The sequence below is a fragment of the Methylobacterium sp. GC_Met_2 genome, assembly GCF_026540795.1.
Classification (GTDB): domain Bacteria; phylum Pseudomonadota; class Alphaproteobacteria; order Rhizobiales; family Beijerinckiaceae; genus Methylobacterium.
In genome coordinates, this window is sequence record NZ_JALNUM010000002.1 from 104,254 (window position 1) to 126,054 (window position 21,801).

Here is a 21,801-nt window from a genome sequence, read left to right on the forward strand (position 1 = left end):
ACCGAAGTCTCGAAGACCTCATATTTCAAACATCACGAAGTGAGTCTGCGGAGTGCGGCAATCTTGGAACTCAATCGCACAGCTTGCGGTTGAGGGTAAGATGCTCACGTCGAGGATCGGTTCCAGAGGGCGCTATGACGCTTCGCACGTGTTGCATGCTGGCTGTCGTCGCTGCCGCTGGACTGGTCGTCGGAAGCGGAACACAGGCCGAAGCCGCCGAAATGGGCTTCCTGGAAATGCTGTTCGGTGCACGCCCAGCGCCCCAAGCGGTGCAGCCGGCGCCGTCGTTTGAGTCCCAGACCACCGAGCACACCTACCAGCGCCTCGGCGCGGCCCGCCGCCACCTGCAGACTCGCTACAGCGCTTTGCCGGTGAGGATCCGCGTGAAAGAGGCGGATATCTCGCCGCGTCAGACCTCGATCGATATGAAGGCGGGAGCGACCGCGGCCTTGCTGAAGGACGAAACGCTCCGTCCCGGTGACATCGTCGTCCTCAACACCGGAGCCAAGGTCTTCGCCGGTGATCCCGACAAACGCCATACTGTCCGGGATTTCGAGCCGACGCAAAGCTCGCGCTTCGTCAGCAAGGGAACGCGCAAGGTTCTGGCTGGCCTGTTCACGCCCGTAGGCCTGCGTCCTGCCCAAGAGGCCGGGCGCATGGTGGCGCATGCCAACGTGCCGGTGACCGCGACGCCGATCCCGACCGAAAAGACCGCCATGCGGGTGATCAACCCATGGCGGGACGGACAGTGATCGGACGGTTCAGAAGAACCGCTCCTTGACCACGATCGTGTCGCCAGGCCTGACCGAGTAGGTCATCGGTACGATGCCGGAGACCAGCTTCCCGCCGCCCGTGTCGCGGGTCAAGACGGCATAGTCCCGTGCCGCGCGCGGGCCGAATCCCGCCGCGATCGCCACCGCTGTCTCGACCGTCATCCCGTTCACGAACGGGTACTGGCCGGAGGTCGTGACCTCGCCGAGGATGTAGAACGGCCGGTAGGCATCGACCTCCACGGTCACGTGCGGCTCTCGCACGAAGCCGGAGGCGAGCTTGGCCTCGACCGAGCGGGCCGCCTGCCCGGTCGTCTGCCCGCCGACCTGCACGACGCCGATCAGCGGCATCGCGATCCGACCGGCTCCATCGACCGCATAAATATTCGACAGGTTGTCCTGGCCGAAGACGATCACCCGCAGCTTGTCGCCTGCAGCTAGGGTGTAGCGGGCGGCAATCGACCCGGTGCCGGTCGCATCGAGCTGATCGGTCCGGAAGGTCGGACGCAGGCATCCGCCGAGCGCCAGGGTCGTGCCGAGGGAGAGGAGAAGAGCACGCCGGTTCATCACCATCGCCGTCATGGATGCGGTAGAGGCCAGGACTAAGCTGTTAAGGTTAACGAAGTCTGATCAAACGTCACCGCTGAGCGTCTTGCCACGGACGGCCCGGCTTTAACTCTTGAGCAACCTTAATATCCGCTACTAGCCGGCGGGCGGCTTTACGTGCTGCCGGTCTGCCTCCGTGCCCAGAGCGTCCGCATGTCTCGTATTCGTCAACGCTCGACCGAAGCCCTGCCGAGCACGCTGTCCGGCGCCCAGGACGGTCTCGGTCTTGCGCAGGTGCCGCGCATTCTGGGCCGCTCGCTCGGCTGGATCGTCGGCCCGACGCTCGTCGTTGCCCTGGGTGCCACAGTCTTCGTCAACGTCGTAAGCCCCCGCTACACTGGCGAGTCGAAGCTCATCCTCGAGAGCCGCGACCCGGCCTTCGCCCGCACCGCGCAGGAGCGGGGCGATCAGCTCGCGCCGATCGACGAGCAGGCGGTGGCGAGCCAAGTGCAGGTCGTGATGTCGCGCGATCTCGCCCGGGAGGCGATCCGCCGGCTCAAGCTGGTCGGCAATCCTGAATTCGACCCCGGCGCAACCAGCATCGGTCCGGTGCAGCGCGTACTGATGATGCTCGGCATCGGCGCCAACCCCCTCGACCGCCCGGCCGAGGATCGGGTGCTCGACGCCTATTTCGAGCACCTGCTCGTTTATCCTGCCGGTAAGTCGCGCATCCTCACGATTGAGTTCCGCGCGAAGGATGCGGCACTTGCCGCTGAAGCCGCCAATACCATCGCAAAGCTCTACATCGCGTCGCTCGAAGCCGACAAAGTCGACACAGCCCGCTACGCTTCCTCGTGGCTCGGCGGTAATATCGACGGACTGCGCAAGCGCGTCGCGGAGGCCGAGGCGAGGGTCGAGGTATTCCGGGCCAAGAACGGCCTCGTCGGAAGCGCCGCAGGCCGGCCGCTCAACGCACAGCAGCTCGGCGAGCTGTCCAGCCAGCTCTCCGCGGCTCGGATCCTCAAGGCGGATCTCACCGGCAAGGTTAAGGCCATCAAGGATCTGATCAAGGACGGGCGGTCCTTCGAGATCCCGGATGTCGCCAACAACGAGGTCATCCGGCGTATCGTCGAGAACCGCATCGCCGTGCGGGCGCAGCTCGCCCTTGAATCGCGGACGCTCCTGCCGGCCCACCCGCGCATCAAGGAGCTGAAGGCGCAGCTCGAAGATCTCGACGCTCAGATCAAGGCTTCGGCCGAACGCATCGTTCGCACGATGGAGAACGATTCCAAGATCGCGGAAGCCCGCGTCGAGAGCCTGCAGGCCGCGGTGGACGGCCAGCAGGACGTCGTGGTCCGCGGCAATTCCAGCGAGATCCAGCTGCGCGCCCTGGAGCGCGAGGCCAAGGCGCAGCGCGAGCAGCTCGAATCCTACCTGTCGCGCTACCGCGAGGCGTCGGCCCGCGACGGCGAAGCCGCGACTCCGGCGGATGCGCGCATCGTGTCGCGCGCGGTCACGCCGGAGGTGCCGTCCTTCCCGAAGAAGCTGCCGATCATCGCGTTCGCGACCCTGATCACGCTACTGCTCTCAATCGGTGCCATCATCGCCCGCGCCCTGCTGACCGATGCCGCCCGGTCCGCGTCCGATCGGGACGAGGCTTTCGATCCCGCTGAGGCTCGCCAGCGCCGAGAGCCGGTTCTGGATCGGCCACGCTTCGCCTTCCCGGAGGCCATGTCGCCGACCGGTTGGTCCGATGCGTCCGACGCTGAAGCGGAGCCTACGGCGGCGGCTCCGGAAACGGCGCCCGCAGCCACCGCGGAGGCATTCGACCTCGCGCCGCTGATCGCCCGGATCTCGGCCGCTCCGCGCGCCGCCGACGCACCCTCCGGCCGGCGCGTCCTGATCTTGGAGACCAGCCGGACCAACGGTGTGGCAGGGCTCTCGACCGCCTTGACGCGGGCGCTCGGCGGCGCCGGAACCCTCGTCGCCGTCGCGCTGAACGGCGGACATGGAGACGGGAAGCTCGGCTTCACAGATCTGGTGGCCGGCGAGGCCGCCTTCCTCGACGTGATCCAGGCCGATCGCTCCAGCGGCCTGCATGTGATCGAGGCCGGGCGGCACTCGAGCTCTGTGTTGTCCGAGGAGCCGGATGCCCTGACCCTGACCTTCGAGGCGATGGCGGAAGCCTACGACTGGGTGGTCTGCTGCCTCAAGGCCACCGCGGATGCCGACAACCTTCTCGATCTCGTCGCCGGCTACATGGATACGGTGGTGATCGCCTCGAACGCCTCGGCGGAGGATCCGGCTTTGGCCGATCTCTACGCCGCCGCGCAGGAAGCAGGTGCCAGGCAGATCCTCGTGGCCCAGGACCGGCCGACGGCCGGCGCTGCGATCGACGCCGATCTGCGCCTCAACGCCGCGTGATCGCTGAGAGCGTTCCCGGGCCGTCGGCGACCCCGGCGGTAGGGATCGCCGACGAGCCGGCCGCGGGATACTGTCGTGTACCGCGGGGCAGCCGACGCGAATCCGGTCAGGCCCGCCGCCACGTCCGCAGCCGCTGAAACGCAGCATACAGGCGCGGGTCACGCTTGATCCCGCGCTTGGCGCGCACGAGAACCTGCCGGACCGCCCCGTAGGTTCGGCCCGCCAGCGTCACCGGGATGATCTTCTCGACGAGTTCGATGGTCTCGTCGCAGATGCTGGCCTTGTACCGCGCTTCGCCGACCCCAAGATCGAAGCCGAGGCGACCACGGGTCGCCTGCTCGCGCACGAGATGTTGCAGCAGCAGATCCCCAGGGCTGTACCGGGCGATTTCGGAATCCGGATCGAACGCCGTCATCATCCCGCTGTAGCGTTGCGCATTGACCGCTCCGCCGAACGTCGCCAGCACCCGACCACTCTCGGCGATGCACAGCGCATGGATCTCCAGCGCCGAATTCGGGCCCGCCGCGGCCGCCGCCAGGAAGGCCTGGATCGACGGATCGGCGTAAGGGTCGGCGATGCCCATCGCGGCAAACCGGATGGCCTTGTGAGCGTAGAAGGCCGCCAGGAACCGGTTCGCTTCCTGGGCCGTCTCGGCGCGGCGATAGACGACGGGTCCATGCGCCTCGATCAGACGCTTCTCCTTCGAGCGCAGCTTCTTGCGGGCATCGGCACTGAAGACCCGTCGCATCGTGGCTTCGGGATCGGGTTCGAGGGTCAGCCCATAGCCATTGCTGGCCTCCGGCTCGCCGCCGGTCGCGAACGGGTTCGCCGTGCCGTCCCAGGACCGGGGTTGATGCTGCAGCGCGTAGACGTCGATCCCGGCCGAACGCGCGGCGCGCGTCAGAGCCGCTGATATGTCCTCGGCCCGGATCGACGTCGCGTCGCGGCTCGCGAACAGGGGCAGATGATAATTCGCGTGGGTGTCGCCCACAGTCCGGGCGACGCGCAGGCCGAGCCGTCGCTCGACAAGCAGCGGCAGGAGGATCTGGGGACGACCGTCCCGATCACGGAGGACCAGGATCCGCGCGGTGCCGACCTGACTGCGCGCGCGCAAGTAAGCCATGGTCCAGTCGAACCGCTGATAGGGGGTCTGAATGCTGTCGGGATCGCACTCGATCTGGCGCCAGACGGCTTCCGCGGCGGCCGGGTCCGCGATAATTTCCGCTGCGAGGGCTCCGACCGACGGAGCATCGACCCTATCCGCATCCGTGACCCGAAGGGCGACCGCCATTGCCTCTGACCTTTGCTGGACCGCGCCCGGTCGCCCGTCGCGTCCAGACCTTCGCCGCCTGCGGCTGAACAAGCAGTGGAATTCTCGGCCTGGTAAGACACTTCACGCGTCGGCAGGCGCTCAAAAACTTGATGTGGCTAACGCTCTGTTGCGTGCATATTGACGGTCGTACAGTCTTCGAACTTTGTTTACCGCGACGCGCGCAGGGTGCCGGGCGCGGGCCGATCGGCCTGATCGGTGTGAGATCATGCTGTCGTCGGATACCAAGCATCGGGTCTTCGCGACCGGGTTTCGCGCGATCCAGGCGATTGGGGCAGATCGCTGGATGGCTCCGGCCTCCCGTGGGCTCGGCGTGATCCTCACCTTCCACCATGTCAGCCCGGACGCGCCGCCAACCTTCGCCCCGAACCGCCTGCTGACCATCACCCCGGACTTCCTCGACCTGACCCTGCGCGAACTCGATGCCCGCGGTTTCGAGGTGATCGGCCTCGACGCCGTGCCGCAACGCCTGGCCGAACCCGACTACGGCCCACCCTTCGCTGTCCTGACCTTCGATGATGGCTATCGGGACAATGTCGCGCACGCGCGACCGGTTCTGGCCCGCCATAACGCCCCCTGGACGCTATTCGCCACCAGCGCCTTCGCGGATCAGACCGGACGGCTCTGGTGGACCGAATTGGAGCGCGCCATCGCACGGCTCGACCGCGTTCGCATCGACATCGGCGCGCGCAGCGTCGATCTGCCGGCGCGCAGCGCGGGCGAGAAGGCGCTCGCCTTCGACGCGATCTATCGCGACTTGCGCGGCGGCGGTGAGGCCGAACTCCTCGCCCGGATCGCGGCGCTGTGTCGTCAAGCTGGTTTCGAGCCGGGGCAGATCGCGTCCGAACTGTGCCTGTCCTGGGCGGACCTGCGCGATCTGGCCAAGGATCCCGCCGTCACGATCGGGGCGCACACGGTGAGCCACCCGATGCTGGCCAAGCACCCGGAGGCATTCGCCGCCCAGGAGATCGCCGAGGGGCGTGCGCGGATCGAGGCGGCGCTCGACCGGCCCGTGCGGCACTTGTCCTATCCGGTCGGCGATCCGGGTTCGGCCGGGCCGCGGGAATTTGCGCTGGCCCGGAGCCAGGGCTTCGCCACCGCGGTGACGACCCGGCCCGGCCACCTCTTCGCGGGCCACGCCGGGCATCTCCACGCGCTGCCCCGCGTGTCGATCAACGGCTGCCATCAAACGCGGGCAGCCCTGGGCGGTCTGCTCTCCGGCGTGCCGTTCCTGGCCTGGAACCGCGGTCGCCGCCTGAACGTGGCTTAACGGACGCTAGCGCCGCCGCCGGTGCCGATACCCGCTCGAGAACGAGGCGTATTGCCGACCGCGATGCCCGCGGTAGCGTCGCCGTCCGCTCGTCACGGGCTCCGCTGTCTCCTCCAACTGCGGGATGGCTTCCGCCATCGCGGCGGCGGGCGTCGGGGCCGAGTCGGAGGATGCGAAGCCACCGGCCACGTTCTTGGCGGCAGGACCGAACATCGCCAGGCACTGATTGTAGGCGAGATCGTTCTTCAGCCGCTCGCATTCGCCGATCGAACGCGGGGTTCCCTGGGCCAGGGCCGGCAGGGGCGCGAGCAGCGCGATCAGGGCTGCCAGAGGCATGAGGCGCATGGGGGGACGGAGCACGACGCAGCGATCTCGGAAGAGGACGCGTCGCTTCTGATCTCGGAGTGCGGCGAAATCGAGGGGTCGCGTCAGCGATCCGGCCGTTCCATCCAACGGATCAGCGGCATCAGCGGGAAGATCCAGGCGATTCCCAGGATCGAGTAGAGCACGGCCTGCATTGCTGCCGGCGTCTCCGCGATGCGGCTGTCCGCCAAGGTCATCGCCAAGGGTCCGTAGACGCAGACGAAGGCCAGGATCGCGAGGGTGCCGATCAGGGTCCGGGTTCGTCGTCGCATGGCGTCTCGTGGTGGTTCTGCTTGGAGCCTCTGCAAAGGGGCTAGCGCTCACGCAAGGGCTTGGCAACGCGCAGCCTGCCGCGGGCTGCGGCGCCGCCGACGTTGCTGCAGGCCCATGCATCTTTTAACCCGGCAACCGGGATCGGCACATCCCGGTTCTAGGCCGAAGGACTGCAGATGGTTGTCAACAATGCGGAGGAGCCGCGCTCCGGCGCCGTGCGGACCTGGCTCTACGTGGTCGCCGCACTGGTGGTCGCCATGGTGGCTGTCGGCGGTGCGACGCGTCTCACGGGATCGGGTCTGTCCATCACCGAATGGCGACCGGTCACCGGGATCATCCCGCCCCTCTCCGACGCCGATTGGGCGGCGGAGTTCGCCAAGTACAAGGACACGCCGCAATACAGCATCCTCAACCAGGGTATGGGGCTCTCTGCCTTCAGGGTCCTGTACGGTTGGGAATGGGGTCACCGAGTGCTAGGCCGGCTGATCGGTCTCGTGTTCTTCCTCCCGCTGATCGTGTTCTGGTGGCAGGGCCGGATCAGCCGCACTCTGGGACTCGGCCTGCTCGGTCTCGGCGTCCTTGGTGGGCTGCAGGGTGCCATTGGTTGGGTCATGGTGGCCTCAGGCCTCCAACCCGGCATGACCGCGGTGGCCCCGCTCAAGCTCGCGCTTCATCTGACCACCGCAAGCCTCATCCTGGCGGGCTTGGTCTGGCTCGCGGCGGGTGAACGCGGCCGTGCGGTGGAGCCGGTGCCGACCCGCCTGCGCGCGATCGCGGCGCTGCTTCCGGTGCTGATCCTCGTGCAGATCTTCTTGGGCGGGCTCGTCGCGGGCTCGCATGCGGGTCTGGTCTACAACACGTGGCCGACGATGGACGGTGCTCTCGTCCCGCCGGCCGATACCCTGTTCGCCATTCGACCCTGGATCGAGAACTTCGTGGACAATCACGCGTTGGTTCAGCTCGACCACCGGATGACCGCCTACTTCGTGATCATCGTGGCGATCCTGCACGCGGTGGATGCCAAGATCACCGGACCGGCCGGTGCAGCGGGGCGCGCGGCCGGCGTGGCCGTTCTGGCATCGGCCCAGGCGGCGCTCGGGATCGCGACACTGTTGCTCGCGATCCCGCTCTGGGCAGCGCTGGCCCATCAGGTTCTGGCGATGGCGGTCCTGATCATGGCGACGGTCCATGCCCGCCTCAGCCACGGGGTTGGATTGGGAATCGCCCGGGTTCGGTCGGTGCCGTCCGACCCACCGATCGGCTTTGAGGGGCTGGCGGGACGCGGCGTTTAGTCTTTCCTGCAATGCGGCGATGCTGCTGCCATTGCACGAGAGCTATAGGTGCTCATGTGAATCCTCGGGATAACTCCCGCTCAGCACTCTGCACATGGAACGATCAAGACGTTTTAAGCTTTAGACTGCAGGCGTGGCAGGAGGCTTGATAATGTCTCTCGCGGAGGATGGTCGCCCACTCTCTCTGACGTGGCATTACACGCCCCGCGAGATCGTGGCGGATGGTGTGATCCACGGTCTCGGGGTCGTCCTCGGATTGGCTGGCGCCGCCGCGATGGTGGCGACGGCGCTCACCGCGCATCTTGGTGTGGCCGAGCGTGTCGCCGTTGTCGTGTACGCGACCGCCCTCGTGCTGATGCTCGGCGTCTCAGCTCTGTACAATCTGTATCCGGTCAGCCCTCGCAAATGGCTGCTGCGCCGGGCCGATCACGCCCTGATCTACCTGATGATCGCCGGCACCTACACGCCGCTCGTCGCCCTCGTTGGATCGGGATCGCGTGCCTACCTGCTGCTTGCGATGATCTGGGCAGTCGCCCTCGTCGGGATCAGCGTCAAGCTGTTCCTGCCCGGCCGGTTCGACCGGCTGTCCATCGGGCTTTACCTGATGCTCGGCTGGAGCGGTTTGTTTGCCTACGAGTCGGTGATCGCCAGTCTTCAGCCGACCGCGCTCTGGCTCCTGGCCATCGGAGGTGCGCTCTACTCAATCGGCGTGGTGTTCCACATCTGGCGGACATTGCCCTTCCAGAACGCGATCTGGCACGGCTTCGTGTTGGCCGCCACCGCCTGCCATTACGGCACCATCTGGGCCAGCCTGAACGGCTTGCCAATGACATGACTTGTTTTCGGCGCAGTAAAACTCCGCTTACCGTGTCGATGAAAAGGATGCGCCGGATGAGCTGCGTTTAAGAGCCCCACGACTATCGGCGCTCCATAAATCCCGGGACAGTTTTCACCGGGAGCGATACCGTGGTCGCCAAGTCGAACGACGCTCGAGCCACAGAGCGTTACCGGATCCTACACATCTTCCGGGCGCCCGTCGGCGGGCTCTTCCGGCACGTGATGGATCTGGCCTGCCTTCAGGCCGCTGCGGGACACGCGGTGGGGATCATCTGCGACTCGACGACCGGCGGCGAGCGCGGCGAGCGGGCGCTGTCCGACCTGCTGCCCTGCCTCGAACTCGGCCTCCTCCGGATCCCGATGCGGCGCAATCCGGATCGATCCGATTGGAGATGCCTGAAGGCGGTCGGCCGGCGGGCGGCCATGGTGGGTGCCGATGTCCTTCACGGCCACGGCGCGAAGGGTGGCGCTTATGCCAGGCTCGCCCGCAGCGGCGCAGCGATCCGCAGCTACACGCCCCATGGCGGCAGCTACAATTACCGGCCCGGCACCGCGTTGCACCGCCTCTACATGAGCGCCGAAGCGGTCCTGGCCCGCCGGACCGACGCATTCTTGTTCGAAAGCGAGTACGTCGCCGGCCGGCACCGACGCTTCGTCGGCGGCCCGGAGCAAGTGACACGCATCGTCCATAATGGCCTCGCCGACGCCGAGTTCGCACCCGTCGAGCGCGTCGAGGACCCCTTCGATCTGCTCTACGTCGGCGAGCTGCGGGAGGCCAAGGGCCTGCCATACCTGCTCGAGGCCCTCGTTCAGCTCCGAGCGGAAGGCCGGGCGTTGCGCCTGCTGATGGTCGGGTCCGGGCCGGACGCCGAGATCCTGCGGCAGAACGTCGACCGCCTTGGGCTCGGCGGCGCCGTCTCGTTCGAGCCGCCGCAGGCGATCCGCTCCGTCCTGGCGCGTGGCCGGATCCTAGTGGTTCCCTCTCTTGCGGAATCGCTGCCCTACGTGGTCCTGGAAGCCGCAGCCGCCGGGCAGCCGCTGGTCGCCACCCGGGTCGGTGGGATCCCCGAGATCTTCGGGCAGGCGGCGGGCGATCTCATTCCGCCCCGGGATCCGGTGGGCCTCGCCTCCGGCATCCGTCGGGTCCTCGATGAAGCGCCGGAAGCGCTCGACGCCCAGGTGCAGGCGCTCAGCACGTCGGTTCACCAGCGCTTCTCCCTGGAGCGCATGGGCACCGAGGTGATCTCTGGCTACGCCGCCGCATTCCAGGCCCGCGGTGACCGTCGCACCGTCAAGGTTCAGGAACTCGCGGCGCCGCGGACGGCCTGATCCGCGGACCGGATCTGAGTGACCAGCCACCCGCGCCCCGACGATCAATAACGTCGCGGGTGGCGTGGTCTTAAGTCTTCCGACAATGCCCCGTGCCACGCTGTGATTGACGAAACCGCCGGCTGGCGCGGAAGAGGGCCGTTCGATGAGTGCGTTCGACATCCGCGATCTTCTCGAGGCCGCCACTCCTCTTGAGGTACAACCCCACCATCGCGCCGACGCTGCGATGCCGCTGGCCGAGACGGCCGTTGCGGGCCGCACCGCGATCTCGCCGGTCGTGGTGGCGGGCCTGATCCGGGCGCTGGAAGGCGCCCTCATCTTCGCACTTGGTGCGTTGCTCCACCTTGTCATGCTGTATGGGCGGGTGGCCTTCGGCGTGACCTATGCCGGGGCGATCGGGTGCATCGCGGCGATCACGGTCGCCCTGCTCCAGACCGCGGGTTGTTACCGGATCGCCGCATTCCGCACCTTCTTCAAGAGCGCAATCCGGATCACCACCGCGTGGTCGCTGACCTTCCTGGTGGTCGCGGCGGGCTTGGTGCTCGCGAAGGTGGCCGACCATTACTCGCGCCTGTGGCTGGCGACCTTTTACGGCACGGGACTCGGCGCGCTGCTGATCGGGCGCTTCATCCTCTATCGGGTCATCGAGGCGCAGACCCGCGCGGGCCGATTTGACCGACGCACCGCGATCGTGGGCGGCGGCAAGCCTGCGGAAGATCTGATCGCCGCGCTGGAGGCACAGAGCGACAGCGGTATCCGCATCGTCGGCGTCTTCGACGATCGCAACACGGACCGTTCGTCGGACGTTGTGGCGGGCCATCCGAAGCTCGGCAATGTCGATGACCTCGTAGCCTATGCGCGGCATGCGCGGCTCGACCTGATCGTCTTCACCATTCCCATCACCGCCGAAGCGCGCATTTTGCAGATGCTGGCCAAGCTCTGGGTGCTGCCGATCGACATCCGGCTTTCGGCCCATGCGGCCAAGCTGCGCCTGCGGCCGCGCAGCTACTCCTATCTCGGATCGGTGCCGGTGCTCGACGTGTTCGACAAGCCGATCGCGGATTGGGATGTCGTGGTCAAAGCGCTGTTCGACCGCTGCGTCGGCCTGTTGATGCTGCTCGCCCTGTCGCCGGTGATGATGAGCGTGGCGCTCGCCGTGCGCCTGAGTTCGCGCGGGCCGGTGCTGTTCCGGCAGAAGCGGCATGGCTTCAACAACGAGCTGATCGAGGTCTTCAAGTTCCGCTCGATGTATGTCGATCAGTGCGACGCGGGAGCCTCCAAGATGGTGACCCGTGGCGATCCGCGCGTCACGCCGGTGGGCCGCTTCATCCGCAAGACCTCGCTCGACGAGCTGCCGCAGCTGTTCAACGTTCTGAAGGGTGACCTCTCGCTCGTCGGCCCGCGGCCGCACGCGCTGCAAGCCAAGGCGGCCAACACCCTTTACGACCAAGTGGTCGATGGCTACTTCGCCCGCCACAAGGTGAAGCCCGGCATCACCGGCTGGGCACAGGTCAACGGTTGGCGCGGCGAGACCGATACGTCCGAGAAGCTACAGCGGCGCGTCGAGCACGACCTTTACTACATCGAGAACTGGTCGGTTCTCCTCGACCTCCAGATTCTGGCGACCACGCCCTTCGCGCTGCTCAAGACCGAGAACGCCTATTGAGCACGCCGACACGCGGCCCCGACCGGAATCCGGCGGGACCGCGTCATGCTTACGACTACGGCAATGCGCCGGCCTTCTCCTTGGCCTTCATGATCGTGTCGCGGCAGCCCTGGGCGTCGCCGGCCTTGTCCTGCTCCCCCGCCTTGGCAACCAGCTTCTTGGCTTCCTCGACGCCTGCGGCGCTCGGCTTCACGGCCGCATCCGCCTTTGTTAGGGCCGGCGGCTTATCGAGCGCCTTCGGCGAATCCGAGGAGGTCAGGCCGCCGGGCGGCGTCTTGCCCGTCACCATGGCCGCGCCGGCGCTGTCGAGCCGCCGCTGCAGGGTGCTGACCTCGTCGGCGCAGGGTGTCGCGAGGGCGGGCGTAGCTGCGGCGAGGGTGAGGGCTGCGACGGCAAAACGGAACATCATCGAGACAGGTCTCCAGGCATTGCGGTTCGTTCGGCGCGCGAACTCCGACAGGAGCTCAGCCGACTCACCGAGGAGACTCCGGGCGCACTGGCCCGTTCCCGAGACAGGAGGCCGCACGGCGACCTCTGAACGCAGACGGGCGCCTCGCGCGGCCCAAAGGCCGCGGAAGGCGCCCGCCCCTGTCGCCTGTGGCGTCAGTACTTGCGGATGATCGGCTCCGGCGCCATCGGTACAGGATCGGCACCGAACCGGTAGGTCAGACCCGCATAGACCGAGAGCGGCTGCGCCAGGGTCGTGGTCCGCGGGTCGTTGATCGACAGGTTGCCGGCGATCGCTCCGGGCTCGGCGAAGGTGCCGAACGTCGCGTAGCGGTTGTTGGTCAGGTTGGTGATCAACCCGAAGATTTCCAGGTTCTTGGTGACCTGATACTTCGTCGTCAGATTCATCACATAGTAGGCCGGCAGCTTGCGGTTGAGGTTCGACTCGTCGCCGCGGAAATAGGACGACGAGAAGGCCGAGACGTTGAGGCCGAAGCGCCAGTTCGGCGTGATGTTGTACTCGAACCCGGCCTTGATCTGATGATCCGGGATCAGGGGCACCTTGTTGCCCTTGCGCACGTTGATCGCCCCGTCATCGGAGAACGGGTTGTTCGGCGAGGACAGCGTCTGGTTGAACTGGAAGGTGGCGTCGATCAGTGCGTAGTTGGCGTAAACCAGCAGGTCGGGGGTCACCACGTATTCGGCGCTGACCTCGATGCCTTGCCGCCGGGTCGACGGTACGTTCACGAAGTAGGCCCGCGCGGCGTTGCCCGCGACGGCGACCTGGATGATGTCGTTGGTCAGGTCGGTGCGGAACACACCGGCCTTGTAGGTCAGGGCGCCGCCCGAGAGGAAGCTCGGAATCACGCCGCGGAAGCCGACTTCGTAGGTTTGGCCGGTGACCTGCTTGAGCGGCGGGTCGGCCACCAGCGAGTTCGGCAACAGGCACGGTCGATCGGGATTGGCGCAGGCGAGTTCGAGCGGTGTCGGCGCCCGGTTCGATTCCGAGTAGCTGCCGTAGAGATTGAGCGCCGGGTCGAACTGGTAGGTCAGGCCCGCCAGCGGGTTGACCTTGGTGAACTCATGCGTGCCCGTGACATCCGGCGAGAAGCCGGTTTGATCGACCGAGCGGATATGTGCGTAGTTGAGCCGGAAGCCGGCAGTGAGCGAGAGCCGGTCGGTCAGGTCGAGCGTGTCGGTGGCGTAGAGGCCGAGATACAGGTTCGAGCCCTGCACCGAGCTGGGTGCGATGCCGAGTGCGCCGGCCGTCCGGATGTAAGGCGTGCCGAGCCCCGGGATTGTGCCGTAATACGGGTTGTTCGGGTCGGTCGTGATCGAGAGATTCGGGTTGATCACCCCGAGGGTGCTCGACGACTTGAACGAGTAGTCGGCCGCGTCGACGCTGCCGCCGATGACGAAGGTGTTCGGCAGGCCGAAGATCCGGTCGCGATTGGCCGCCTGCAGCGAGCCGCCATAGCCCTGCGATTCCGTCTGCGTGGTGTCGATCGTCCCGTAGGGGATGCGCGCGCGGTACGGGATCCGCTGGTTCTGCTGGCCCAGCAGCAGAAACTGGTTGCGGAACGCGTTCTGCGACTGGCCGGCGGAGGGGCTGAAGCCGTCATCCTCGTAGCACAGGGAGCCGCGGAAGCTCGACCGCGAGCTGCATTGCTCGAAATTGCCGTCGTTGCCGTCGACGTAGCGCTCGCTGAAGCGGCGGTAATACGCGTTGCCGGCGAGGTCCCAGGTCGGCGAGATGTCGACCCGGCCGGTGAGCTGGAGCGAGCCGACCTGCGTGGTCTGCGTCTGCGGGTAGGTGAAGATCGCCCGGGGATCGACATGGGTGAAGTCCACCGGGGTCGCGGCCGCCGCGCCGTAGAAGCTGCGGGCGGCGAGCCCGATCAGGTGAAACTCCGAATCCTGCGAGCGATAGCCCAGATCCGCGTAGAGCCGCCCGATCGTGCTCGGGTTCTCGTAGCGCCAACCGCGGTCGTTCAAGCCGTCGCCGGTGAAGTAGAAGCTCCAGTTGTCCGACACCTTGCCATATTGCAAGTAACCGGCCGTTCGGGCGTCCGAGCCGCCCCAGGCCGAGATCTCGGTACCCTGCCAGGTGAAGCCGTTCTTCATCTGGATGTTGACCGCGCCGCCGATGGCGTTGAGGCCGAAGACCGGGTTGCCGGTGACCACGTCGATGCGCTGGATCGCCTGCGGCGGGATCAGGTCGAAGTTGACGACGTCGCCGAAGGCCTCGTTGATGCGGATGCCGTTCTGGTAGACGGCGAGCCCCTGCGGCACGCCCTGTACGGGGGAGGCGGTGAAGCCGCGGTAGTTGAGGTCAGCGCGGTTGCCGTTGCCCTGCGAGTCATTGAGGTTCACGCCGGGCGTCGCCCGGGCGAAGGTGGCGAGGATGTTGTCGGTGCCGCGGTCGACGTCGATCTGGCGGGGCGTTACCGATTGAACCGTGCTGGGGATCTTGTTGAGCGGTTGCTCGGAGCCGCGCAGGCGGATCGGGCCGGCGGGCGCGGTCGGCACGATCTGGCCCAGTGTGTCGAGGTTCTGAGCGCCGCTCGAATTGCCGCCGCCCGCCCCGACCGGTGATGTCGAGACGACGCTGATCTCGCCGAGGGTTACCGATTGCTGAGCCTGTACTGCACCCGGGGCGACCGATAGCGCCAATACTGAAGCAGACGCGAGCAAGCCGCTCCGAAGCGCCCGACGTGACATTGCATTTCCCCTGCCTTGAGACCAGCGTCCGGTTGTCCCGGGCTTGGCAATACTCATGGCGGGTCGATCGGACGTTCACAATCGGACCTGATGGTCCGCGACCACTTTTCGGATCCATTTTGGCGCCGGGATCGCGGAACGCCCCGGCCCGTGGCGGTGTCGCAACACTTTTTCGTGGTTTTTCAGCGACTTACGGACAATTTGGCAAGCTTGGCCGGGATCATTCGGCAAAGCCACCGAGCGTCTGATCAACCCGTCAGAGCTTCGCCTGAATCATCCGGGCAATCTCACCCAATCGCTGCTCAAGCAACTGCGGCACCTCGCAGACGTAGGTGAGCGACTGACTGCGCTCCTGGAAGATGCGGCGGTCCCAAGCGAACTTCGTCTCGAGATCCGATTGATCCTTAGGCAGTTCGGTGGCGTCCGTCGCGCTTGGCGCATCCTTGGTCTGGCTGATCTTATCGGCCTCGTCGCGAATCCGCTCGGCCATCCGGCGCTGGCCCTGGGCATAGCGTGCGATCCCACCCACGACCTTGTCGCGCTCGCCGTTGAGCACCTCGAAGACGCCCGCGTAGACCCGGGTCAGGGCCTTGTCCTTGGCATCCTTGTCGGCGCCGAACGTGTTGGCGAAGTCATCCAGAAGCGGACCGACCTGCGACAGCTCGGTGCGGCGCGAGGCGATCTTCTGCGCTAGCACGGCGGCGTTGTTGTCGCTTCCCCAATCGCCGGCCGCCGCGATATCAGGCCCGGTCCAGAACTGGCCGGGGCTGAGCGAGGAAACCTTGCGCTGGACACAGGGCCAATCCGGATCGGTCTTGGGCTGGGCCAGCGCCGATCCGGTAAAGAGGGACAGCCCGAGGGCGGTGCCCAGAAGACGGCAGGCGATACGGTTCATCGAAACGGGCTCCATCAGGGGGTCTCGCCAGCCGGGCCGCCGCGCCGGGCCATGATGCCGCGGCCGGGGTCGTAGGCGACCACCGCCATGCCGAAAAACGCGAGCGTCACGCCCACAACGACGGCGCAGGCGACAGGTTCGAACTGGACGTAGAGAGCGAAACGAACGAGCTGGACCGCGTGGCTGAACGGGTTCAGCTCGCAGATCCAGTAGAGGGTCTCGGAGGATTCCCGGATCCGCCACAGGGGGTAGAGGGCCGAGGAGGCGAAAAACATCGGGAAGATCACGAAGTTCATCACGCTGGCGAAGTTCTCGAGCTGGCGCACCAGCGAGGACAGGAATAGGCCGATCGCCCCGAGCATCAGCCCCGAGGCCAGGAAGGCTGGAAGCGCTGTCAGGTAGCCGAGCGGCGGGATGTCGGTCTCCCAGAAATAGGCCACCGCCAGGAACGCATAGGCCTGCACGACCGAGACGGCGACGCCAGCGATCAGCTTGGCGAGCAGCAGCAGCCAGCGCGGATAGGGCGAGGTCAGCAGCACCTTCATGGAGCCGACCTCGCGGTCGTAGACCATCGAGAGCGACGATTGCATGCCGTTGAACAGCTGGATCATCACAGCGAGGCCCGGCACCACGTAGACCTCGTAGAGCACGTAGGTCTGGTAGGGCGGCTCGATCGAGACGCCGAGCGTATTGCGGAAGCCCGCCGCGAAGATGAACAGCCACACGAGCGGCCGGACCAGCGCCGAGAAGAACCGTTCCTTCTGATTGAAGAAGCGCAGCAGTTCCCGGCGGACGATGCCGCCGAGGCAAATCAGGTAGCCGATCGAATCGAGGCGGCCGATCCGGGCCGGCACGGCGCGGGCGGTCGCCGGCGCGACCGGCGTTGAGACGTGCGTCGGCGCCGTCATGAATGCCGTCCTCGATCCTGCGGCACGTCGCCCATCTGCATCCTCACGCCGCCACCCTCCCAGGCTCCGCCACGATGCGGCGGAACGCGTCGGCGAGTCCTTCCCCGGGGGCGCCGATATCGCCGGCCCGGCCCCGGGCGACGATCCGGCCGCGATGGAGAACGATCGCGTCGTCCTCGGGCGAGATCTCCTCGAAGATATGGGTCGCCCAAAGAACCGAGAGGCCCTCCTCGCGCACCAGAGCCCGCACGATCGCGACGATGTCGGCACGCGATTCGAGATCGAGGCCGACTGTCGGCTCGTCGAGCAGCAACAGGTCCGGCCGGTGGATCAGCGAGCGGGCGATCTCGATGCGGCGCGACTGCCCGCCCGAGAGTGTCCGAACCTTGTCGTGCCGCCGGTCGGCGAGCCCGACCCGATCGAGGAGCACGCCGACCCGCTCCTTCCCGGCGCTGCGGGCGATGCCGTGCAGGCTCGCATGGTAGAGGAGGTTCTGTTCGACGGTCAGATCGGTATCGAGGGTGCGCGCCTGGAACACCACGCCGAGTCGCGCGAGCGCCCGGGAGGGTTCCCGGTCGAGCGCGTGGCCGAAGATCGAGACCCGCCCGGTCTGATTGTTGTAGAGGCGGGTGATCACCGAGAACAGCGTGGTCTTGCCCGCGCCGTTCGGCCCGAGCAGGGCCGCGAAGCGCCCGTGCCCCACGTCGAGCGATACGTCGTCCAGGGCCGCCCGGGTGCCGAAGCGGTGGCCGACCTGCTCGACCCGAAGGGCCGCCTCAGTACTCATCGGCCGAGCACCTTCCGGGAGTCGGCGACGGCGTCGAGGCACTCGTCAAATTCGCCCTCCTTCTGCTCCCGCTCGGCGACGCGCAGCGCCTTGCGGAGCTTGGGCAATGCGGCTTCGGGCGGGTTCAGTGCCAGGGCGTCGCGGATCATCGTGATGCCTTCGGCGCAGGCCGCGGCATCGTCGGCGGCGAACGCGGGCCCGGCGAGGATCAGGGTCGAGGCAAGCAGGATCGCACGCATCACTTCACCGTCAACGTGCCGGTCATGCCCTTCGACTCGAGACCGTGCGCCGCCCAGGTGTAAGTGCCCGGCTTGATCGCCACGAACTCGATGGCGATCTCACCCGGATCGTCGAATTCCAAGTGGTCGGGCGGGCCACCGCCGTGGATCTCCTTATGCTCGATCACGATCTGGTTGAACCAAATGAACCGGAAGAATTCGGGCGCATAGAACTTGTATTCCTGATGCCCCTTGGCGACGATCCGCAGCCGGTAGGCCTTGCCCGATTCGAGGGTGATGTCCTTGTTCTCGACGACGAAGTCATTGCCTTGATCGTCGCCGAGGACGAGATCGGGCAGGTTCTCCCGCTTCTTGGTCAGATCCAGCGCCAGGGCCGGACCGGCCGCGAGCAGCCCGGCGCCGGCGAGAGCCGCCAATCGAAACATCCGCATCGTGTCGCTTCCACCCTCTTTTAGAGCCGTGCCCGTTTGCCTTGCAAAGGTGCGCCGCTCTAAGCCCTTGTCATGACGCGGTCTCCTGCGCCGAACCGATGTCCACTTCCGCGGAGAGCGCTCGAGCCGGTCGAGCGGTCTCGATTGCTGTGGTCCCGGATCAGTTCGGCGAGATCGCCACGCCCCACGGCAGCAGGCCGACCGGGATGCTTTTGACCACCTTCTCGGAGGCCACGTCGATCACCGAGACATCGTTTGAGGTGCCGTTCGTGGTGAATAGCTGCTTCTGGTCCGGCGTGAAGGCGAGCTGCCAGACGCGCTGGCCCACGGGCAGATACTTCTCGACCGTGTAGGTCTTGGCGTCGATCACCGCGACCCGGTTGGCGGGTCCGAGCGCCACGAAGGCCTTGGTGCCGTCCTTGGTGATCCGGATGCCGACGGGCTGGATCGCCTCGTCATTCACGCTCGGGATCTTGAAGGTGATTTTCTTGATCACCCGGCGCTGGGCTACGTCGATCACGCTGACCGTGCCGCCGACCTCGGCCGAGACCCACAGGAACTTCCCGTCGGCCGTGAACTCGGCGAAGCGCGGCCGCGCATCCACCAGCACGTTGTCGATGACCTGGAAGGTCTTCGTGTCGATGAAGTGGGCCATGTTGGTCGTCTCGGAGGTGTTGACCAGGATCTTCCCGTCCGGCGACAGGCCCATCCCCTCCGGCTCGACGCCGACCGGCACCTCGGCCAGCACCTTGTTCTTCTCGATATCGATGATCGTGACCTGGCTGTCGTCCTCGTTGGCGACATAGAGCGGGTTGCCCGAGGCATCGAGGATGAACTGCTCCGGATCAGGCCCAGAGCGGAGCGAGCGGACCACCTTGCCGGTGCTGGTGTCGAGCACGTCGATCCGGTCATCGTCGCTCGCGCAGACGAACAGCTCCTTGCCATCCTTGGACACGGTCACGCCGCGGGGGCGCCGGCCGACCTTCCACGTGGCGGTCACTGCCATGGTGTTGGCGTCGATGACGCTAACCGAGTTGCCCTTCTCGTTGGTGACATACGCGGTGAAGGCGGCGGCCGGCCCGCATAGGGCGAACCATGTACCGAGGGCGACAACGCTCAGTCCTGCCTCGATGCGGCGGCTCATGCCATTCCCTTCCCTTGTGTCGTCCCGGAGTCCCGTTCGGTCGCTCGACCCTGGGACATTCTCGCGGGCCAATAGTAGTGCGATATCCGCGCGTTGCGAGGGTCCGGGGCGCTCGTCAACGCCGCAGGCGCTCGGTCACTTGAACTTGCAGGTGGTCTCTGGAAGATCCACGCCCAGCGTATCAAGCGGCGTTCGCTGGTGCAGGAAACCCTGCTCGGGCGCCACCGAGACCAGCGCTTTCGGCTGCACCACGATGATCGCCTGCCGCAGCTGATGGTCCCAGGGGCGGAAGCTCAGCGGCACGCCCTTGTAGGCGGGCAGGGTGAACGCGGGCTCCGCGAGGTACGGCGCGATCACCGCCGGATCGTTCGTCTTTTTGGCGGTCACGGCCTCGCCCACCGTCCGCACCGCGGCCCAGACCTGATAGTCGAGCGGCCGCATCAGCCGCCCGGCGAGCCTGCGGAACCGATTCTGCGCCTGCGCGGCGCCCCAGGTTTCGAGGACCGGGGACCATGTGGTCGGAGTCAGGGCCTGCGTGCCGCCGACCGGCCGCGGGTCCACCGTCCGATAGGAGACGTAGTCGCCCCAATCGCCCTCTTCGTCGGCCACGATCGCCATGTCGTAGTCGAGGCCCCGGGTGAACACCATCGCCTCCGCACGGGTCGGGGTATCGCCCCGTGCCTTGGCCAGAGGGCCAAAAGTCCAAGGTTTTTCCGCCGTGATCTTGAGGGCGAATTTTCGTGCCGAGTTGCGAACGGCGTCCGCGTAGGCCTTGTCGGCGTCGGTCGGGCCGACGATCAGAAAAACCTTCCGCCAGCGCATGACCGTGAGGTATTGCGCCAGGGCATCGGTGAACATCGCCCTAGACGGGAGGATGTGAAACACGTTGGCCCGGCAATCGGCGCCGCGCAGCCGGTCGTCGGCGGCGCCGGCGTTGAGCACCACGGCGCCCGTGTCCTTCACCGCGTCGGACACCGCCAACACCGCGTCGGCCGGCAGCGCCAGGACGAGGTAGCGGATGCCCTTCCCGACGAGGTCCTTGGCGGCGGCGACCGGATCCGGCTTGTCGTCCGTCAACGCCACATCGTCGAGGACGTAGGTCTGCTTGGTGAAGCGGCCGGTCGTGTTGTTGTCCGCGATACCCATCTTGGCGCCGGCGAGCCCCTCGTCCTCGGGCGCGGCCTCCGCGTCGTAGGAGGACGGGGCGGGCTGAGGCCGGTAGATCAGACCGATATGGGTGTCGATGGACTCCGTCGCAGGCTGCTGCGCCCGGGCCGCGAACGGCATCATCGCCAGCAGGGTGAGGCCGGCCCGGAGCCAGCGCCGCCGTGCCGCCCGACCGATGCGTCTTTCGGCTGCAGGATTGTGCATAGGCACGGCCTCTATCAGTTTCCATCCCCACCGCTCAATCGCGGCTCGCCGTTGCGCCGTTCACGTTCCCGACGACCGGATGACCGGCAGTGCGTAAGCCCCTCGTGGATCAGGCAGACGGGGAAGTACATTGCCAAAGTGTCCCGTCGCCCGACCTATGCTCCGAGAGAGGCCGTCCGAAGCGGCCGGATTGTCGAGAGGAACGCCCCGTCCATGCGTCACCTGTCCCTCCAAGCGACCACGGTCTGCAGTCTCCTCGCCGTCGGCGCCGTCCTGCCTGCCGCTGCGCTGGCCGCCGAGAAGGCTGCCGTGTTCCCGGTGGAGCTGTTCGAGCCAGGCGCCACCTACGGGGCCCGGGCGCGTCCCGCCGACACCAGGAAGCTGGCGCTCGTCACGGACGAGTTGCGCAAGGCGCTGCACGATCAGGCGGGGCTGGAGATCGTCGACACGGCACCGAAGGCCGACACCGTGGCCAAGGAAGGGCCGCTGTACAAGTGCAACGGGTGCGCGGCGGATATCGGCAAGAGCCTGGGTGCGGACCTCGTCGCGACGGGTTATGTGGAGAAGGGGTCGGGTCAGATCTTCAACCTGAACGTCACCATCGCCGAAGCCGAGACCGGCAAGGTGGTGCGCGGCGGGCTGGTCACGATCCGGGCCGACACCGACGATACCTGGGCCCACGCGATGCGCTGGCTGGTGAAGAACCGCCTGCTTGCCGAGCCGCTGCCCGGAAAATCCTGAGGCCTTTCACACTCTCC

Annotated in this window: 21 protein-coding genes; 8 read left to right on the forward strand and 13 right to left on the reverse strand. The window is 66.7% G+C overall.

Features of this window, described 5'->3' with window-relative positions; all coding sequences use genetic code 11:
• The first annotated feature begins 155 nt into the window (after positions 1-155).
• Positions 156-752 carry a hypothetical protein gene (locus OXS49_RS01420; protein ID WP_267421067.1) on the forward strand — a complete coding sequence of 199 codons (597 nt, stop codon included), beginning with the start codon at positions 156-158 and terminating at the stop codon, positions 750-752.
• 9 nt (positions 753-761) lie between these two features.
• On the opposite strand, the gene OXS49_RS01425 is transcribed toward OXS49_RS01420, so the two are convergent.
• Positions 762-1,343, reverse strand: a complete 582-nt coding sequence (locus OXS49_RS01425) for a polysaccharide biosynthesis/export family protein (protein ID WP_243919665.1) — start codon at positions 1,341-1,343, stop codon at positions 762-764.
• Positions 1,344-1,529: 186 nt separating this feature from the next.
• On the opposite strand from OXS49_RS01425, the gene OXS49_RS01430 reads away from it, so the two are divergent.
• A complete protein-coding gene (locus OXS49_RS01430) occupies positions 1,530-3,740 on the forward strand; it encodes a GumC family protein (RefSeq protein ID WP_267421068.1) in 2,211 nt (736 codons plus the stop codon).
• 106 nt (positions 3,741-3,846) lie between these two features.
• Here OXS49_RS01430 and OXS49_RS01435 read toward each other — a convergent pair whose 3' ends face one another.
• The gene (locus OXS49_RS01435) at positions 3,847-5,031 is read right to left on the reverse strand and encodes a GNAT family N-acetyltransferase (RefSeq protein ID WP_267421070.1); all 1,185 of its coding nucleotides are present in this window, start codon (positions 5,029-5,031) and stop codon (positions 3,847-3,849) included.
• A gap of 247 nt (positions 5,032-5,278) precedes the next feature.
• On the opposite strand from OXS49_RS01435, the gene OXS49_RS01440 reads away from it, so the two are divergent.
• Positions 5,279-6,340, forward strand: a complete 1,062-nt coding sequence (locus tag OXS49_RS01440) for a polysaccharide deacetylase family protein (RefSeq protein WP_244000204.1) — start codon at positions 5,279-5,281, stop codon at positions 6,338-6,340.
• A 6-nt stretch (positions 6,341-6,346) separates the two neighbouring features.
• Here the strand turns inward: OXS49_RS01440 and OXS49_RS01445 are convergent, their stop codons facing one another.
• Complete coding sequence (locus OXS49_RS01445) at positions 6,347-6,685, reverse strand: hypothetical protein (protein WP_244000310.1); 339 nt, start codon at positions 6,683-6,685, stop codon at positions 6,347-6,349.
• A gap of 83 nt (positions 6,686-6,768) precedes the next feature.
• Complete coding sequence (locus OXS49_RS01450; protein ID WP_244000207.1) at positions 6,769-6,975, reverse strand: DUF2842 domain-containing protein; 207 nt, start codon at positions 6,973-6,975, stop codon at positions 6,769-6,771.
• Positions 6,976-7,152: 177 nt separating this feature from the next.
• Between OXS49_RS01450 and OXS49_RS01455 the strand changes: the two genes are divergently transcribed.
• The 4 genes from OXS49_RS01455 (at position 7,153) to OXS49_RS01470 (ending at position 12,100) form a co-directional block, all read left to right on the forward strand.
• A complete protein-coding gene (locus OXS49_RS01455; protein WP_267421071.1) occupies positions 7,153-8,268 on the forward strand; it encodes a COX15/CtaA family protein in 1,116 nt (371 codons plus the stop codon).
• A gap of 151 nt (positions 8,269-8,419) precedes the next feature.
• Positions 8,420-9,103 (forward strand): hemolysin III family protein, encoded by a 684-nt coding sequence (locus OXS49_RS01460; RefSeq protein ID WP_244000312.1) that lies wholly within the window; start codon positions 8,420-8,422, stop codon positions 9,101-9,103.
• A gap of 131 nt (positions 9,104-9,234) precedes the next feature.
• Entirely contained in the window at positions 9,235-10,434 is a 1,200-nt protein-coding gene (locus tag OXS49_RS01465; RefSeq protein ID WP_267421073.1) for a glycosyltransferase family 4 protein, read from the forward strand.
• A gap of 145 nt (positions 10,435-10,579) precedes the next feature.
• Complete coding sequence (locus OXS49_RS01470; RefSeq protein ID WP_267421074.1) at positions 10,580-12,100, forward strand: undecaprenyl-phosphate glucose phosphotransferase; 1,521 nt, start codon at positions 10,580-10,582, stop codon at positions 12,098-12,100.
• 55 nt (positions 12,101-12,155) lie between these two features.
• Here OXS49_RS01470 and OXS49_RS01475 read toward each other — a convergent pair whose 3' ends face one another.
• The 9 genes from OXS49_RS01475 to OXS49_RS01515 form a co-directional block, all read right to left on the reverse strand.
• A complete protein-coding gene (locus OXS49_RS01475; protein ID WP_267421075.1) occupies positions 12,156-12,509 on the reverse strand; it encodes a hypothetical protein in 354 nt (117 codons plus the stop codon).
• Positions 12,510-12,703: 194 nt separating this feature from the next.
• Entirely contained in the window at positions 12,704-15,268 is a 2,565-nt protein-coding gene (locus tag OXS49_RS01480) for a TonB-dependent receptor (protein ID WP_267421076.1), read from the reverse strand.
• Positions 15,269-15,524: 256 nt separating this feature from the next.
• The gene (locus OXS49_RS01485) at positions 15,525-16,163 is read right to left on the reverse strand and encodes a hypothetical protein (RefSeq protein WP_244000219.1); all 639 of its coding nucleotides are present in this window, start codon (positions 16,161-16,163) and stop codon (positions 15,525-15,527) included.
• Positions 16,164-16,177: 14 nt separating this feature from the next.
• Positions 16,178-17,071, reverse strand: coding sequence for an ABC transporter permease (locus OXS49_RS01490; protein ID WP_267421079.1), 894 nt, complete (start codon positions 17,069-17,071; stop codon positions 16,178-16,180).
• Between the two features lie 43 nt (positions 17,072-17,114).
• The gene (locus OXS49_RS01495) at positions 17,115-17,858 is read right to left on the reverse strand and encodes an ABC transporter ATP-binding protein (protein WP_244000222.1); all 744 of its coding nucleotides are present in this window, start codon (positions 17,856-17,858) and stop codon (positions 17,115-17,117) included.
• On the reverse strand, positions 17,855-18,097 hold the full coding sequence (locus OXS49_RS01500) for a hypothetical protein (RefSeq protein ID WP_267421080.1): 243 nt from the start codon (positions 18,095-18,097) through the stop codon (positions 17,855-17,857). The genes OXS49_RS01495 and OXS49_RS01500 overlap by 4 nt, the downstream gene beginning before the upstream one ends.
• Positions 18,097-18,522, reverse strand: a complete 426-nt coding sequence (locus tag OXS49_RS01505; RefSeq protein ID WP_267421179.1) for a hypothetical protein — start codon at positions 18,520-18,522, stop codon at positions 18,097-18,099. The genes OXS49_RS01500 and OXS49_RS01505 overlap by 1 nt, the downstream gene beginning before the upstream one ends.
• A 166-nt stretch (positions 18,523-18,688) precedes the next feature.
• Positions 18,689-19,672: a YVTN family beta-propeller repeat protein gene (locus tag OXS49_RS01510; RefSeq protein WP_267421081.1), complete on the reverse strand. Its 984-nt coding sequence runs from the start codon at positions 19,670-19,672 to the stop codon at positions 18,689-18,691.
• A gap of 135 nt (positions 19,673-19,807) precedes the next feature.
• Positions 19,808-21,043, reverse strand: coding sequence for an ABC transporter substrate-binding protein (locus OXS49_RS01515; protein ID WP_267421082.1), 1,236 nt, complete (start codon positions 21,041-21,043; stop codon positions 19,808-19,810).
• Between the two features lie 213 nt (positions 21,044-21,256).
• On the opposite strand from OXS49_RS01515, the gene OXS49_RS01520 reads away from it, so the two are divergent.
• Positions 21,257-21,784, forward strand: a complete 528-nt coding sequence (locus OXS49_RS01520) for a DUF3280 domain-containing protein (protein ID WP_267421083.1) — start codon at positions 21,257-21,259, stop codon at positions 21,782-21,784.
• Positions 21,785-21,801: the final 17 nt, after the last annotated feature.

Bases quoted from the DNA above. Each gene is read 5' to 3' on its own strand.
- OXS49_RS01430 (WP_267421068.1), top strand. From the start codon at position 1,530: ATGTCTCGTATTCGTCAACGCTCGACCGAAGCCCTGCCGAGCACGCTG.
- OXS49_RS01490 (WP_267421079.1), bottom strand. From the start codon at position 17,071: ATGACGGCGCCGACGCACGTCTCAACGCCGGTCGCGCCGGCGACCGCC.
- OXS49_RS01520 (WP_267421083.1), top strand. From the start codon at position 21,257: ATGCGTCACCTGTCCCTCCAAGCGACCACGGTCTGCAGTCTCCTCGCC.
- OXS49_RS01470 (WP_267421074.1), top strand. From the start codon at position 10,580: ATGAGTGCGTTCGACATCCGCGATCTTCTCGAGGCCGCCACTCCTCTT.
- OXS49_RS01495 (WP_244000222.1), bottom strand. From the start codon at position 17,858: ATGAGTACTGAGGCGGCCCTTCGGGTCGAGCAGGTCGGCCACCGCTTC.
- OXS49_RS01510 (WP_267421081.1), bottom strand. From the start codon at position 19,672: ATGAGCCGCCGCATCGAGGCAGGACTGAGCGTTGTCGCCCTCGGTACA.
- OXS49_RS01440 (WP_244000204.1), top strand. From the start codon at position 5,279: ATGCTGTCGTCGGATACCAAGCATCGGGTCTTCGCGACCGGGTTTCGC.
- OXS49_RS01445 (WP_244000310.1), bottom strand. From the start codon at position 6,685: ATGCGCCTCATGCCTCTGGCAGCCCTGATCGCGCTGCTCGCGCCCCTG.
- OXS49_RS01425 (WP_243919665.1), bottom strand. From the start codon at position 1,343: ATGGTGATGAACCGGCGTGCTCTTCTCCTCTCCCTCGGCACGACCCTG.
- OXS49_RS01435 (WP_267421070.1), bottom strand. From the start codon at position 5,031: ATGGCGGTCGCCCTTCGGGTCACGGATGCGGATAGGGTCGATGCTCCG.
- OXS49_RS01505 (WP_267421179.1), bottom strand. From the start codon at position 18,522: ATGTTTCGATTGGCGGCTCTCGCCGGCGCCGGGCTGCTCGCGGCCGGT.
- OXS49_RS01485 (WP_244000219.1), bottom strand. From the start codon at position 16,163: ATGAACCGTATCGCCTGCCGTCTTCTGGGCACCGCCCTCGGGCTGTCC.
- OXS49_RS01455 (WP_267421071.1), top strand. From the start codon at position 7,153: ATGGTTGTCAACAATGCGGAGGAGCCGCGCTCCGGCGCCGTGCGGACC.
- OXS49_RS01515 (WP_267421082.1), bottom strand. From the start codon at position 21,043: ATGCACAATCCTGCAGCCGAAAGACGCATCGGTCGGGCGGCACGGCGG.
- OXS49_RS01480 (WP_267421076.1), bottom strand. From the start codon at position 15,268: ATGTCACGTCGGGCGCTTCGGAGCGGCTTGCTCGCGTCTGCTTCAGTA.
- OXS49_RS01475 (WP_267421075.1), bottom strand. From the start codon at position 12,509: ATGATGTTCCGTTTTGCCGTCGCAGCCCTCACCCTCGCCGCAGCTACG.
- OXS49_RS01500 (WP_267421080.1), bottom strand. From the start codon at position 18,097: ATGCGTGCGATCCTGCTTGCCTCGACCCTGATCCTCGCCGGGCCCGCG.
- OXS49_RS01420 (WP_267421067.1), top strand. From the start codon at position 156: ATGCTGGCTGTCGTCGCTGCCGCTGGACTGGTCGTCGGAAGCGGAACA.
- OXS49_RS01460 (WP_244000312.1), top strand. From the start codon at position 8,420: ATGTCTCTCGCGGAGGATGGTCGCCCACTCTCTCTGACGTGGCATTAC.
- OXS49_RS01450 (WP_244000207.1), bottom strand. From the start codon at position 6,975: ATGCGACGACGAACCCGGACCCTGATCGGCACCCTCGCGATCCTGGCC.